Source organism: Aliarcobacter cibarius (assembly GCF_013372265.1).
Taxonomy (GTDB): domain Bacteria; phylum Campylobacterota; class Campylobacteria; order Campylobacterales; family Arcobacteraceae; genus Aliarcobacter; species Aliarcobacter cibarius.
This window is the reverse complement of record NZ_CP054051.1, coordinates 324,826-338,582: the sequence shown is the minus strand read 5'-3', so window position 1 is coordinate 338,582 and position 13,757 is coordinate 324,826. Positions and strand designations below refer to the sequence as shown.

Annotated in this window: 14 protein-coding genes and 2 pseudogenes; 4 read left to right on the top strand and 12 right to left on the bottom strand. The window is 24.1% G+C overall.

The annotated features are described in order from the left end of the window. The first annotated feature begins 13 nt into the window (after nt 1-13). Complete coding sequence (locus ACBT_RS01530) at nt 14-370, top strand: hypothetical protein (RefSeq protein ID WP_024774252.1); 357 nt, start codon at nt 14-16, stop codon at nt 368-370. 181 nt (nt 371-551) lie between these two features. Continuing rightward, nucleotides 552-1,103, top strand: coding sequence for a porin family protein (locus ACBT_RS01525; protein ID WP_024774251.1), 552 nt, complete (start codon nt 552-554; stop codon nt 1,101-1,103). 202 nt (nt 1,104-1,305) lie between these two features. Here the strand turns inward: ACBT_RS01525 and ACBT_RS01520 are convergent, their stop codons facing one another. The 4 genes from ACBT_RS01520 to ACBT_RS01505 all read right to left on the bottom strand — a co-directional run bounded on the left by ACBT_RS01520 (nt 1,306) and on the right by ACBT_RS01505 (nt 2,829). Then, on the bottom strand, nt 1,306-1,575 hold the full coding sequence (locus ACBT_RS01520; RefSeq protein WP_024774250.1) for a hypothetical protein: 270 nt from the start codon (nt 1,573-1,575) through the stop codon (nt 1,306-1,308). A gap of 164 nt (nt 1,576-1,739) precedes the next feature. Next, nucleotides 1,740-1,922, bottom strand: coding sequence for a hypothetical protein (locus ACBT_RS01515; RefSeq protein WP_024774249.1), 183 nt, complete (start codon nt 1,920-1,922; stop codon nt 1,740-1,742). Beyond that, nucleotides 1,913-2,170, bottom strand: coding sequence for a hypothetical protein (locus ACBT_RS01510; protein ID WP_024774248.1), 258 nt, complete (start codon nt 2,168-2,170; stop codon nt 1,913-1,915). Before ACBT_RS01510 ends, ACBT_RS01515 begins: the two co-directional genes overlap by 10 nt. Next, nucleotides 2,146-2,829, bottom strand: coding sequence for a hypothetical protein (locus ACBT_RS01505; protein ID WP_157833394.1), 684 nt, complete (start codon nt 2,827-2,829; stop codon nt 2,146-2,148). The genes ACBT_RS01510 and ACBT_RS01505 overlap by 25 nt, the downstream gene beginning before the upstream one ends. A 168-nt stretch (nt 2,830-2,997) precedes the next feature. On the opposite strand from ACBT_RS01505, the gene ACBT_RS01500 reads away from it, so the two are divergent. After that, nucleotides 2,998-3,576 carry a transposase gene (locus ACBT_RS01500; protein WP_024774246.1) on the top strand — a complete coding sequence of 193 codons (579 nt, stop codon included), beginning with the start codon at nt 2,998-3,000 and terminating at the stop codon, nt 3,574-3,576. 121 nt (nt 3,577-3,697) lie between these two features. Here the strand turns inward: ACBT_RS01500 and ACBT_RS01495 are convergent, their stop codons facing one another. Next, nucleotides 3,698-4,114, bottom strand: a complete 417-nt coding sequence (locus ACBT_RS01495; RefSeq protein ID WP_024774245.1) for an Hsp20/alpha crystallin family protein — start codon at nt 4,112-4,114, stop codon at nt 3,698-3,700. Between the two features lie 92 nt (nt 4,115-4,206). Further along, a pseudogene (locus tag ACBT_RS01490) lies at nt 4,207-4,410 on the bottom strand (helix-turn-helix domain-containing protein); the annotation flags it as partial. A 133-nt stretch (nt 4,411-4,543) separates the two neighbouring features. Here ACBT_RS01490 and ACBT_RS01485 point away from each other — a divergent pair. Next, nucleotides 4,544-5,926, top strand: coding sequence for an IS5 family transposase (locus ACBT_RS01485; protein WP_034218578.1), 1,383 nt, complete (start codon nt 4,544-4,546; stop codon nt 5,924-5,926). A gap of 28 nt (nt 5,927-5,954) precedes the next feature. Here the strand turns inward: ACBT_RS01485 and ACBT_RS01480 are convergent, their stop codons facing one another. From ACBT_RS01480 to ACBT_RS11820, 6 genes and pseudogenes are all read right to left on the bottom strand, one after another. Further along, on the bottom strand, nt 5,955-6,443 hold the full coding sequence (locus ACBT_RS01480) for a response regulator transcription factor (RefSeq protein WP_024774244.1): 489 nt from the start codon (nt 6,441-6,443) through the stop codon (nt 5,955-5,957). Further along, nucleotides 6,440-7,807: a sensor histidine kinase gene (locus tag ACBT_RS01475; protein WP_024774243.1), complete on the bottom strand. Its 1,368-nt coding sequence runs from the start codon at nt 7,805-7,807 to the stop codon at nt 6,440-6,442. Before ACBT_RS01475 ends, ACBT_RS01480 begins: the two co-directional genes overlap by 4 nt. Continuing rightward, nucleotides 7,804-8,340 carry a hypothetical protein gene (locus ACBT_RS01470; protein WP_024774242.1) on the bottom strand — a complete coding sequence of 179 codons (537 nt, stop codon included), beginning with the start codon at nt 8,338-8,340 and terminating at the stop codon, nt 7,804-7,806. Before ACBT_RS01470 ends, ACBT_RS01475 begins: the two co-directional genes overlap by 4 nt. Continuing rightward, entirely contained in the window at nt 8,330-10,357 is a 2,028-nt protein-coding gene (locus ACBT_RS01465) for a TonB-dependent receptor (RefSeq protein ID WP_024774241.1), read from the bottom strand. Before ACBT_RS01465 ends, ACBT_RS01470 begins: the two co-directional genes overlap by 11 nt. 86 nt (nt 10,358-10,443) lie before the next feature. Beyond that, entirely contained in the window at nt 10,444-12,711 is a 2,268-nt protein-coding gene (locus ACBT_RS01460; protein WP_024774240.1) for a diguanylate cyclase, read from the bottom strand. A 180-nt stretch (nt 12,712-12,891) separates the two neighbouring features. Then, nucleotides 12,892-13,607, bottom strand: a pseudogene (locus ACBT_RS11820) (penicillin-binding transpeptidase domain-containing protein). Between the last annotated feature and the right edge of the window lie 150 nt (nt 13,608-13,757).

The window sequence follows — 13,757 nt, the reverse complement described above, 5'->3', positions numbered from 1 at the left end:
AAAGGATAAATTGATGATTTCGAGTAGACAACAAAAATTTTATTCAAAAATATTAGAAGAAATTTTAAGTGCCAATATTGATTTGAAATATAATGGATATCTTTTAAAATCATTAAAAACAAAAGATTTTTCATTAAAAGAAAAGCTTAAAGCATATAATATTTTTTTTAGATGTTTAATAGGTATCCCAAATAATAAAAATTTATTAGAACTTAACAATTATGAGTTCAATATTTTTTTGGAGAAAATAAGAGTTATATTGGCTGAAAATAATTATATTTTAAAAATAGATGAAGAATCATATCAAAAAGCTATTAATGAAAGCAAAAAAACTATTGATTTTAAATATTTTTTGAAATATAAAAGTTAATTTGTAAATCAATAAATTAATGAGTATTTTGGAAATTAATTAGCTATTCTTCAATAATATTATTATGTAAATTACAATTAATTTACATCAATTTAGTAGAATAATATATAAAAAATAAAGGAAAATAAAAATAAAAAAATCATTAATAATTGCCGGTTCATTAGCTTTAGGAACATCTGTAATGGCAGTTGATGTACAACCCTTTTTAGGAGCTGGAGTTGGAGTTAGCTGGAGTAAAACAGAAGAAAATATTAAAACACCAGGATATGTTTTTATTGATTCTGGAACTACAAAAGATAAAGATAATACTACTGCAACACTTGCAAACTTAAAGGGAGGGGCAGTTTTAGATAAAACACATAGAGTATCTTTATCTTATTCACCGACATTTGATAATGAGGGCAATATTCATAATTTTTTTGTAGGATATGACTATTTAATTCCAGTAAACAATGAAAATAGATTTTATATAGGAGCTCATGCTGGAATTTCTAACTTTGAGGGAAAAAAAGATATGACTGATTATGACATGTCAGGATTTTCGTATGGAGCACAAGCTGGATATATTTATGATATTACAAGAAATATTGAATTTGAATTAGGAGTAATTTATACAAAATATAATTTAGATACTGATGGTAAAAGAAAATCAGTAGATGGTTCGGTTGCAGTAACAAATCTTGAACTAAAATACTCTGTAGGAACATTTGTAGGTATTAACTACAAATTTTAATTTTTAAACTTTTCTAAATAAAAAAGTAGACTTTCTACTTTTTATTTAATAATTTTTTTTAATTAAGCCAAATAATACATAAATTAGTTATGAACACTACCTAGGGGGGGGTGAAAGTAAGGAAAACACTACTTATAAAAATTTGTAGTTTCAAAATTTATATAAGTATCTTATAATTTCAATATTTTAATAAGTCTATAGTTTAGTGTTCATCTTCATGTTCTTCTAACATGTGATTTATTTTATTGTAAATTTCTTCAGCTTCAGCATCTGATAGTAAATTCTTATCAATAGCACTTATTATATCTTGAAGTTCAATTATGAATGATTTCATGTCTACAAGTGCATTTATATCATTTTCAATTTGTTCCTCTTTTTTTAAAACTTCTTTTAGTTCTTTTATAAATTCTTGTGATTCAGGAATCATCACGGTTTGAATAACATCTTTTAATTTTATTTTTATATTTTCCATATTTTCTCTTATTTAATTTTCTGTTTTGAAATACTAGCAAATAAGTTTTAAATGCAACTTAGTTGCATAATATTGTTTAATATATGGAATAGACTTATTTTATTAAAACTCCGACTAAAAAAAGCCGGAGCAAGTTTAATTCCAATAAAGATTGTAAGTTAATATTAAATAGAAGGAAACAATTTTTTCATTTTTGCTTTCATTTTTGGTGTTAGTTTTGGTGTTAGTTTTTTCAAAAGTTTGGCATTATAAGAGGCAATACTTTCATCAATAGGTCTAATAGTTGGGTCAATTCCATCTACATCATATTTTGGATCAGCCAAATTTAATTTTGGATTTAGATCCATTTTTGTAATTGTTGAGCAGCAACTGCATATTTGAATCCTTTATATGCAGGTGTTCCTTCTTTTACAGCTGGTGAGACATTTATTGCATCTATAGAAATTGAATAATCACTATTTAAATTAATATCAAACATACGCATTTGTATAGGAAAATCATGCAATGAGGATGTCTCAACATGCCAAAAACCTCTTTCTGGCTTATCATCAACAAAAGCTTTTACAGTATTTACGTGTCTATGTCCTGCCTCCACATTAAAAAATTTGGATGGCTGTGAAGTTCATCTATTAATCCTTTTAATGTTACTGCATTTTCAATTGTTCCTCCTCGAGTATTCTCATACCAATCCATATATGTATCTTTATCATTGTTATACTCTTTGTATGGCATAACTTCTATTGGAATGTGCCATGCTATAATCATAAGTTGATCATTTTTAGTACCATCTGCAAGCTCTTTTTTTAACCAATTCCATCTATCTTCATCTAAGAATCCTCTTCCGTGAATACTTGGATCATTGTCATCTTCTCTTTGTGTATTATCTAAACAGATAATTTTTATAGGAATATTTGATTTAGGCATGAAACTATAACAACCAAAATCTACTGGTTTATCTTTAGAAACTAAATTAAATCCATGCCCTTTAGGCTCACTTGTTGTATTAAAAAACTCTTTTGTCCACTCTAGTTTAGTTAATGATCTACGTTTTACATCTGGAACTACAGTTGGTGCAGATGTAAAATTTTTAACAGGACCTGCTTTTATAATATCACCATAAGGATCAGAACCATCTATAACACCCATGTAAAAAAGTTCTACATCTCTTTTATAAACATTAGCTGCATAAAGTAAGGAATCAGGCATTGCAACAACTTTATCATCAACATGTCGAGACGCAAAGAATTTAGCCACCGCACGCATTCACACTTGGCCAGCTGACGCATCATGATTTGGCCAGTGTGCGCATCTCAAAGTGAGCCACTAAAACCTTTATGATGCGTCTATAAGTTTGAGTTAAGTTTCGAAGTATTCTTCAATATAATACACCTAAAAAAGGTGTAGATCATCAGGAGAATAGCTATGAGTAAAATCAAAGAACTATTAAGATTAAAATTTCTTAATCAATTGTCAAATAGACAAATACAAACTATTACTGGAGTTTCCAGGAATAGTGTTGCTAATTATGTAAATTCATTTAATGAAATGAATCTCTCTTTGGAAAAAACATTAAATTTAAATGATTTAGAGGTAGAACAACTATTTCATCCTAAAAAACCAGCTGAAAAGAAATCAACAACTGCAGTTATTGAAATAGATTGGAATAATGTACATTATGAACTTTCACAAAAAGGGATGACTAGAAAACTCTTATATGAAGAGATTTCAGTAAATAACCCGAATATCTATAGCTATAGTCAATTTAATCGTTACTACAATAAATTTTTACAAACAGTAAATCCTTCAATGAGACAAATACATTATGGTGGAGATAAACTTTTTATAGACTACAGTGGTCTTACAATGCCAATTGTAAATCAAAGAACAGGTGAAATTACTAATTTTAGAAAATCTCTACGACTTACAATTGTATTATCTTGCAAAATGATTTCTTTATTTTCATGTTTAACTGACAGTATGTTCCCCTTATTGTTTAATTAAATAATAGTAACATAATAATTTTATTATATGTAGTTAGTTGTCAGAAAGAATGAGTGAAATAAATTTTTTTAGTTAGTTAAAACTAGAGATAAATATCTCTAGTTTCTTTTAGAATTTTTTATTATTTAATCTCTATAGATTTTTTAGATACATCATCTTTTAGTTTTGGAATAATAACTTCTAAAACTCCATTATCACTTTTTGCTTCGATATTTTCAATATCTGCATTATCTGGAAGTGTAAAGCTTCTTGAGAATTTTCCAAAGTACGTTTCTATTTTATAGTAGTCTTCTTGTTTTACTTCATCTTTAGTTTTTCTTTCTCCACTAATTGTAAGTACACCTTTGTTTAAATCTACTTTAATATCTTCCTTTTTAACTCCAGGTAAATCAACATCAATATGATATGCAAATTCAGCTTCTCTTGTATTCACTGTTGGTACAAAAGCACTAACCCCCTCATTATTTGTGTTTTGTGAATATAAACTTTTTTCTATTTCTCTTAATTGTTTAAATGGATCGAATTTTGTTATTAACATGATAATCTCCTATTTATTATTTAAACTTGATAGTATATGTATCAAGTTAATGGAATAATATCATATAATTTAGCACTTGTCAAGATTAAGTGCTAATTATTGTTTAAAATATATCCAACTCCATATATATTTGAAATACAATCTTTTGTTAACTTTTTTCTTAATCCACTTACTAATGATTTTACGCTTTCAAAAGATACTTCAGAATTTATATCACTCCAACAATAAGCCATAATATCCTCTATTTTAATAGATTTGTTTATATTCTTACAAAAAAGTTCTAGTAAATCACTCTCTTTTTTACTTAGTCACTCCTGAAGAACACTACAAATACCTTAATTAAGGCATTTGTCACTACTTTTTTGCTATAATTTCGACCAATTATATATGAAATATGACTAAATTATTGGTCGAAATTTGGAGAAATAAGTGCAGAAAAATCTCTTTTATGGTTCATTAATGGATATGTTAGATTCAAAAGATCCTTTAGTTGTTTTAGCAGATACAATTAAGTGGTCGAAATTTGAAGATGAATTTGCACAATATTACTCTAAAGAGGGAAGACCAGCTAAACCAATTCGTTTAATGGTTGGATTACTATTACTAAAACAGTTAGAAAATCTTAGTGATGAAAATGTAGTTATTGCTTGGAAAAGAAATCCATACTTTCAATATTTCTGTGGATTTAGTGATTTCCAAACAGCATTACCATGTCATAGTACTGATTTAGTTTATTTTAGAAATAGAATAGGTAAAAAAGGATTTGAATTTATTTTTAAACATAGTATTGAAATTCATAGTAATGAAAATCTAAATGAATCACAAGTAATAGCTGATACAACTATTCAAGAGAGTAATTTAACCTACCCAACAGATGGTAAACTAGCAATTAAAATAATTAACCATTTGCATAAAATAGTAAAAGTTGAAAATATTAAACTAAGAAGAAGCTATATCAAAGAGATAAAACAACATAGAATAAATTTAAGATTCTTTAGACATCCAAAAAAGATTATAAAAGCAAAAGCTTCTATGAAAAGACTCAGAACAATTGCAAAAACAATTCTTAGAGATATTGATAGAAAATTTGGTGATAATCTTGAACTTCATAATAAATATGCTACTAAATTTTACTTGTACATAAGAGTACTTTTACAAGAGAAAAATACAAAGAATAAAATTTACTCTTTACATGAAATAGATGCATATGCAGTAAATAAAGGTAAAGACCATAAAGGTTATGAATATGGTACAAAAGCTTCTGTTGTAACAACTAAAAATTCAGGAATTATTGTTGGAGTTTCTGCACATAGAGAAAATGAACATGATAGTAAAACTCTAAAGTTAGCATTAGAAAATACAATTTCAAATTTAGGATCTAAAACTATAAATGAAGTTATTTGTGATAGAGGATATAGAGGAAGTAAACAAATAATAATCAATAATGAAACTGTTATTGATATCTCAATACCAAGTAATTTACAAAAGAAAGATACAACTAAACAAATTAATATCAAAAAAGAGAAATTTAGAAGAAGAGCAGCAATAGAACCTATTATTGGACACTTAAAATCTGATCATAGAATGCAAAGAAATTATCTTAAAGGATTTCTTGGCGACCAGATTAATCTTTTACTAGCAGCAACAGCATTTAATCTAAAAAAGTGGATGAATATCTACTTTTATGCATTTTTTACAGGAAATTTATCTTTATTAAAAGAAGCTTATCAACAATTGCAACACCAAAAAGAACTGATTATGTTCTTATTGCAACTAAAAATCACCATGAAATTTTCAAATTTGGATTATTAAAAAAAATTAAACTCCAAAAGTGTGTTTTTCAGGACTGACTACTTAGCTTTATCTCTTCATTATGGTTAAATAATTTTTTACTAGTTATATTAAAAGATAAATTATTTTTAAATTCAACTATTATAGAGGAACTTCTACTTAAATCTAAAGCTATTTTATTTAACATTTCTTTGATATTTTGTAGAGTTACTGGTTTAGTGATATAGTAATTTATATCTAAATTAATGGCTTCTAGTAAGACACTATTTTTTGAAAAGGCTGTTATTAAAACAATTTTTGTTTTATAATCATTTTCTCTTACTATTTTTGTTAATTCTAGGCCACTTATATGAGGCATATAAATATCTAGAATCATAACATCTGGTTTATTTTTTTTGTAAATTTCTAAAGCCTCTCTACCATCATTAGCTACATATACCTCTTTAAAGTAACTAGAAAAATACTCTAGCATTTCAATTTGTATAGATTCATCATCTTCTGCATAAAGTAATGTAAAACTTTTTAGATTTTCTCTCAAAATTCTTTTCCTTTTGGTATTTCTAAGATAAAGATTGCTCTATCATCTTTATTTTGTACTTTTATATCACCTTTAAAACTAGTTTGCATAATAAGTTTTGATATATATAATCCCATTCCAGTACCACCACTTTTATGTTTTGTTGTAAAGTATGGTTCAAAAATTTTATCTATAATCTCATTTTTTATACCACCTGCATTATCTTCAATATTTATTAAATAATTATTATCATTTTCATAAATATTTATATTTATAGATTTTTCTTTTATTTCTCTTTCTTTAAATATTTCTATTGAATTTGATAGAATAGAGATAATAACTTGCATAAACTCACTTTCATAAGCATCTAAATAAATCTCTTTTTCAGTAATATTTATATCTACGTCTTTTAATAAAGTATTTAAAACATTTATACTTTTTTCAATAGTTTGTTTAATTTCAAAAATATGTTTTATTTTTAAAGGATTTAAAAACTCTCTAAATGTATCTATTGTATTTGACATATAAAATACAGCTTGAGATATATCATTTAATCTATCTTGTAAATATTTCTCATCGTATTTTTTTAATTCAATACTTCTGTCTGTATTTAAAACTATCGCATTTATCTTCATTAAAGGTTGTCGCCACTGATGAGCTATATTATCTAGCATTTCACCCATAGAAGCTAAACGATTTTTTTGCATAATCTCTTTTTCATATAAAATTCTTTTTTCTAATTCTTCTTCAATTTTTTTTATCATTTTTATTGCACTGTTATTTATAACTGAAATTTCATTTTTAAAATTATCTTCTTTTAATGTATTATTTTTATGCAAACTATAATTTTTCATACTTTCTTTTAGTTTTATTAGTGGTTTTAAATTTTGTTTGATTAAAAATGATGATATTAATAATGATAGAATAAAAAATATGGCCATAAAAGCTAAAAATTGATAAAACTCACTTAAAAGTTTTGAGTATATAGATGAAAAAGTATAAAATACTTTTAATTCACCTATTTTAGATTTAATGATAGTATCTTCTAAAATAATATTATACATTTTTGCATTTTTTATATCACTATTTATGTTTTTATATATAACTTCATTACCATTATTTATTACTTCTATTCCTATTAATTCTTTATGTAGCTTTATACTTTCATTTACAATTTCTTTTATATTATCTTCTAGTCCCAAAGTTAGATTTATAGATATAATTGGGGTTATAGTTTTTATAATAGAATCTATTTTTTCATTTTGAAGTAAAACTAACTGATTTGAAACAATTGAGTAATTTTTATAGATAAATATTGATATGAATATACTAAAAACTAAAATATTTATAATAGCTATTTGAATTACAATACTTAAATTTCTCATTTTATTTTTATCACACTAAATATGGAATTTTGAAGTTCTATTTTGCTGTTTTTTAGGGCTTCTATATTTAAAAATATATCTATTTTTGATGATATAGTTAATCCAAAAATTAAACCAAATTTCAAATAACTATCATCATAAGCAAAACTAAGCCTATTGTTATTTTCTAAAATCTTTGATATTTCTAAAAGTTTTTCTTTTTTTCCTAACAAGAATAAATAAGCTGTACTTAAATTTTTAACATCGAATTCATTATATTTTAAAATCTCTACTTCAAAGGTATAATCTTTTAAAGAACTATAGTTCTTTTCTATTTTATCTTTTAAAATTTCCGCAATATCATAATCTATATCTTCATATAAGATAGAAAGAATTATCTTATTTTTAACAAGTTTGTTTTCAAAATTGTTATCGGAAATTATAATTTTTGGGAATACTTTTGCTTGGAAATCTAAAAGATTTAAGTTGTAAACACTATTCGCAAAAAGTGAAAATTGTAGAGAGAGTATAAGGAGTATTTTTCTAAAAATCATAGCTAAAACTTGTGAACCAAGTTTTTCCTTCTCTTAGCATATTTTCATCTTTAGTTTGATATCCATAATAATAATAAGTTTGATCAAATAAATTTTTAACTCCAAATGAAAGTTTTGAATGTTTTGAAAATTTATGTATTAAATTTAAATCAGTTAATAAAACATCATTAATTTCTTCTCCATTTAATAGATTTTTACTTCCATAGTATCTCAAAAGAGGGCTAATTGTAAATTTTGAAGTTATAGGATAAATATAACCTAATTTTGTTGTAAATTTTGAAACAATTGGAGTATTTATATCTAAGTTATAAGAACTATTTTTATATTCAAAAACATTATAAGAACTATTCAAAAATATTTTAGATCGATTTTCAAATAGTTTTGAATACTCGGCTTCTAAACCATAGTTATCGAGATTACTACTTTCGTTCATGTAAGTATATTTATTAGTTTCAAATTCTTTTATATCAATACTATTTTCATAAATTGAATAAAATAGATTTAATTTAAGTTTATCTTTATTATCGCTATAAATATATATTAATTCAGCACTTTTTAAATCTTCATTTTTTAAATCTTCATTACCATAAAGGTTTAAATGTCCAACCATTGAATCTTCTGTATTAGAAGGAATTTTACTTGATTTTGAAAGAATAAATTTGTATATATTAGTATTATCGTTTGAATATACAGTTCCTACTTTAAAGCTTTTAGAATTATCAAAATCTTTAAAATCATCAATTTTTGCTAAAAAAGAAAAAGTTAAATTATCAGTATATGAATATGTATCATTTATATAATAAGAGATATTTGTTTTATCATCTATATTTGAAATATTCCCATCATTACCACTAAATTTCGTAAGATTAGGTGAATTTGGATAATACTTCCCAGCTATTAAACTTCCTATTTTATAGTCTTCATCAACATTTGTATAAAAATCATTTTTTACAATAGAGTTTCTTGAAACATTTATTCCAAAATCAATTTCATGATTATTAAATGTTTTGTTTTTGATTAGAAAAGATAAATATTTTTCCCTCTTTGTATAATCAATTCCAAAGTGTGGATTATATAAACCAATATTGTTTGGTTCAAGTTTATAGAAATATGAATTAAAATTATAGTTATTTTCTAAAATACCTATTTTAGATTCAAAAATATTATTTTCTGAAATATCTTTTGTATATTTCAATTCACTTGAAATTGTTTCATATTCTGAATAGCCATCATCATTAAAATCTAATAGATTGAAAAAACCATAATTATTTTGTATATTACTTTTTATATATGTATTAGAGAACTCAAAGTTATCATTTTTAAAAGATAATAAAAATCCAATATCTTCTTTTCCTTCTAATGATTCTTTTTTTCTGTCAAAAGATGTACCAAACTGTTCTGTAGTTAAATTTGCACTAGGAGCATCTACTTTTTTATTATCTTTTAAATAGAAAAATCCTAACCCCATATTATAAGAACCAAGCTTTTCATTTAAAGATAGGGATGAAAATCTTTTATCAAAACTTCCTGTTTGCAAACTAATATTATTTGAATTTTCAATGGAACTTTTAGTAATAATATTAACGTTAGCTATAAAACTGTGAGGATTATTTAAACCTAATGTTGAGCCTTTTGATATCTCTATTCTATCTATTAAGCTAATAGGAAAATTTTGATAATAGTTTGGTCCTATACTAATATTATTTATAAAAAATCCAATTTTTTCATAAATAGTGTTAAAGGGTTGAGTTTGTCCACGAATTGATATATAAGAATTAGATCCTGTTCCTGAATATGTTTGAATTCCAGGAATAAAATCTAAAGCTTCACTTAGTGTATTTATTCCTAAAGATTCTAAATCATTACCATATAAAACAGTCATTGCAGTTGGTTTATAATTAATATTTAAATGAGTTTTATCACTATACTCATTTAAATCATTTAATATATTATCTAGTTCTTGGGAAAACAAAGATAATGGAAAAATTAGAGGGAAAAATAGTTTTTTTATATACATATTTCAACTTTAATAAAATTTTTAAACATTATAATAACCATTTTTCAATAAAGAATTTCTCAGCATTACTTAAAATAAAAAAGAAATTAACTAGTAACTTCTATTTTATTTCTACCTTTTTCTTTTGCAATATATAGGGCCTTGTCAATACTATATAAGGTTTGTTCTATAGTTTTATTTCTTAAAAGTTCTCCTACTCCTAAACTTATAGTTACAGGATCATTTGTTTTTTGAGAAAATATTTTATTTTCAACAGCTACTCTTATATTTTCAGCCACGATTTTAGCTTGTTTTTTTGTTGTAAATGGAAGTATTATCATAAATTCTTCACCTCCCCATCTTCCAATAGCATCTGTTTTTCTAAAATTATTTATAAACAAATTTGATACTTCTTTTAAAATTTCATCTCCTGCTAAATGACCTAATGTATCATTTATTTTTTTAAAATGGTCAACATCAATTAGTATTAAACTACATGAATATTTATTATTTCTATTTACTTTCTCTTTTTCTAAGATTAATTTTTTATCAATTTCGAAACGATTATTAAGCCCTGTTAATTTATCTGTTGAAGATAGTTTCTCCAATTCTTTATTTAATTTTTTTAATTTAATTTGATAAAACATTAGACTAAATAAGAATAGAGTTATTACTATGGAAAAAATAACTATTTCTTTAGAAGTAAATATTCCTACTTGTTCAACAATTTTTGTCCAATTATTTAGAAATAATTGTTTTTTTTCTTCATCCAAATCATTAACTAAATTGTTAAAAATTTCATATAAGATTGGTTCATCGTTTCTTATACCAATACTGATTCGGTCTTCAATATCAAATCTGTATCCAATTTTTAAACTATTTGCGAATTCTTTTTGGATAGTTGATGATAAGACTAATGAATTATCAATAAAACCATAAATTTCATTTCTTTCTACTAATTTAAGTCCAATATTCATTGAAGATACTTCTATCCATTCTATATTTGGAAATTTTTCTTTTAGATAACTTAATGCAAAATGCCCTTTTAAAATACCAACTTTTTCTTTTATTAAGGAGATATCTTGAATAAATGGTTTATCATTTTGAGTTGCCATTAAAATTGGTAGTGAGAGTAAAGGTTGTGTAAAATTTAAGAATTTTTCTCTTTCGAAATCAGCAGATATCCCTGAAATAATATCACATTGTCTATTTTTTGCAGCTTCTAAAGATTCATTCCAATCCTTTGTTAAAACTAAATCTATTTTTGTTTGAATTTGCTCTTGAAATAATTTTACAATATCAGATGTAAACCCATATAATTTCTTATCTTTTACATATTCTATTGGATACCAATCTGGATCTACACAAAGATTAATAATTTTTTTATTTTCTAAATAATTTCTTTGAGATTTTGTTAGAAAAAAATCATTTATATTTCGTTCAAAATCATTATCGAAAAAAATAGGTTCTATTTTTTGATTTTGATCTATTGCACCTGAATAAATAAGTTGTTTTAGCAATCTTTTACCTAAGTCAGAACTTACTTTTCCAATAGGATATAAATCCCTCATCACAAGCTCTTTTATAATTTTTGCTTCATAAAGTAAAGCTTCTTTAGATTTTTCAACTTTATATTTTGAAATTAAAATATCAACTATTTCTTCAGAATTGTTTAAAGCATATTCCCAACCTTTATTAGTTGCTTCTATGAATTTTAATGTTCTATTTTTATTTTCTAATGCTTCTTTTTTTGAAGTATATAAATTTAATGCATTAACAACAAATCCGTAATCAATAGGGTCAATTATATTGTATGAAATTCCTTTTTTATCAAGTTCATATAATTGATTTGATCTAAAAGCTGTTATTGCGTCTACTTTTCCTTCAATAAAATCATTTAAATCATATTTATTACTATTAAAACCACTATTTATATTATTTATTCCAAAATGTGAAAATAAAAGTGCAATAGAACTATATTTTAACTCATCTTTTCCACCCATGATAGTTTTACCTATTAATTGATTAGGATGCTTTATAGATGGTTGCGTCACTAAAACCAGTGGAGATTTTTGTAAATAAGTAGCTAATAAAACTATTGGTGCTATTTTACTTTTGTCTAAAACTACATTTGAATTTGAAATTCCATAAGTAGTTTTTTGATTTAAAACATCATACATAATATCTGTTTGTAAATCATATTCTTTAAATTCAACTTCTAAATTCACATCATTGTAGAAACCTTTTTCTTTTGCAGCTATAAAACCTGCAAACTCGAATTGATATTTCCAGTTAAACTGAATAGAAACCTTGTCTAGAGTTTTTGCATATATAAGATTTGTTAGTAAAATAAATATTAATAAAGTAAATTTCAATTTATATCCTGACTTATAATAATTTTGTAAATATTTTGATTTATAAAGAATTTAGAATTATTATAAACAAAAAGTGTAATGAAGTGTGAAGTTTTTTCAATTAAGTCAAAATTTTAGACTTCATCACACTCTTTTTATATTATTCCTTTAATATAAATTTATTAAAGGAATATGGATTCTTTAATGTATAATTTCTTTTAATTTTAGAGTTTCTAAAGTTATAGCTTTTCTTTTTGGTAAATCATCTTTTGATTTTGTGTCAATATTCATAGCAAAAAACCAAACATCATTTTTAGTTTCTACATAACCAACATACCAACCATATCTTCCTTCCCAAGCAGTTTTTGCTCTTAATGTATAATTCTCATTTTTTTCATCTATCATTATATTTTTTAAAGTATTAATATCTTTTTTCTTAAAAGGTAAATCATTTTTATATAATTTTTTCAAAAATTTTTTATATCATTTCCAATAATTTTATTACCATAATCCATTTGTTTTAAATATTCTTTATATTTTGATAATTCTATTTTTGAAGCAAACTCTCGATAACACCAAATACAAGAATTTTTAAAAGCAGATTTTAGTGTTTGATCATTATTGCAAGACTTAACAGGGCTTATTACTTTATCCCAAGTAATCACAGAATCTTCACTGACAACTCCTTCATTTAAAGCTATTAAAGTATGTGGTATTTTAAAAGACGATGCCGGAGATAAAAAAGTTTCTGCTCTTTGTTTATTATAAATATAACTTTTGTTTTGATTTAAAGATTTGATTACTATTGTTCCTTCAACCTTTTTATTTTTAAAGATTTTTTCAATTTCTAAATCATTTGCAAAAAGATTTATTGAAAAGATTAGTGTTAAAGTTATTTTAATTTTAAATTTAAATATATTTTTATTTTTTATGAAATTTTTTGTAATAATTTTTTTAATGCAAATAGGTAATTTTATATTAATAAAAAATAGATTATTTTGCACTCAAGTACAATAGATTTTACTTTCTAAAAGATATATACTACGTTATATAAAAATTAAAAGGAG

Excerpts from the sequence above, each read along its gene's own strand:
- ACBT_RS01470 (WP_024774242.1), bottom strand. The coding sequence starts at position 8,340 with ATGATTTTTAGAAAAATACTCCTTATACTCTCTCTACAATTTTCACTT.
- ACBT_RS01495 (WP_024774245.1), bottom strand. The coding sequence starts at position 4,114 with ATGTTAATAACAAAATTCGATCCATTTAAACAATTAAGAGAAATAGAA.
- ACBT_RS01525 (WP_024774251.1), top strand. The coding sequence starts at position 552 with ATGGCAGTTGATGTACAACCCTTTTTAGGAGCTGGAGTTGGAGTTAGC.
- ACBT_RS01465 (WP_024774241.1), bottom strand. The coding sequence starts at position 10,357 with ATGTATATAAAAAAACTATTTTTCCCTCTAATTTTTCCATTATCTTTG.
- ACBT_RS01475 (WP_024774243.1), bottom strand. The coding sequence starts at position 7,807 with ATGAGAAATTTAAGTATTGTAATTCAAATAGCTATTATAAATATTTTA.
- ACBT_RS01520 (WP_024774250.1), bottom strand. The coding sequence starts at position 1,575 with ATGGAAAATATAAAAATAAAATTAAAAGATGTTATTCAAACCGTGATG.
- ACBT_RS01515 (WP_024774249.1), bottom strand. The coding sequence starts at position 1,922 with ATGGATCTAAATCCAAAATTAAATTTGGCTGATCCAAAATATGATGTA.
- ACBT_RS01530 (WP_024774252.1), top strand. The coding sequence starts at position 14 with ATGATTTCGAGTAGACAACAAAAATTTTATTCAAAAATATTAGAAGAA.
- ACBT_RS01500 (WP_024774246.1), top strand. The coding sequence starts at position 2,998 with ATGAGTAAAATCAAAGAACTATTAAGATTAAAATTTCTTAATCAATTG.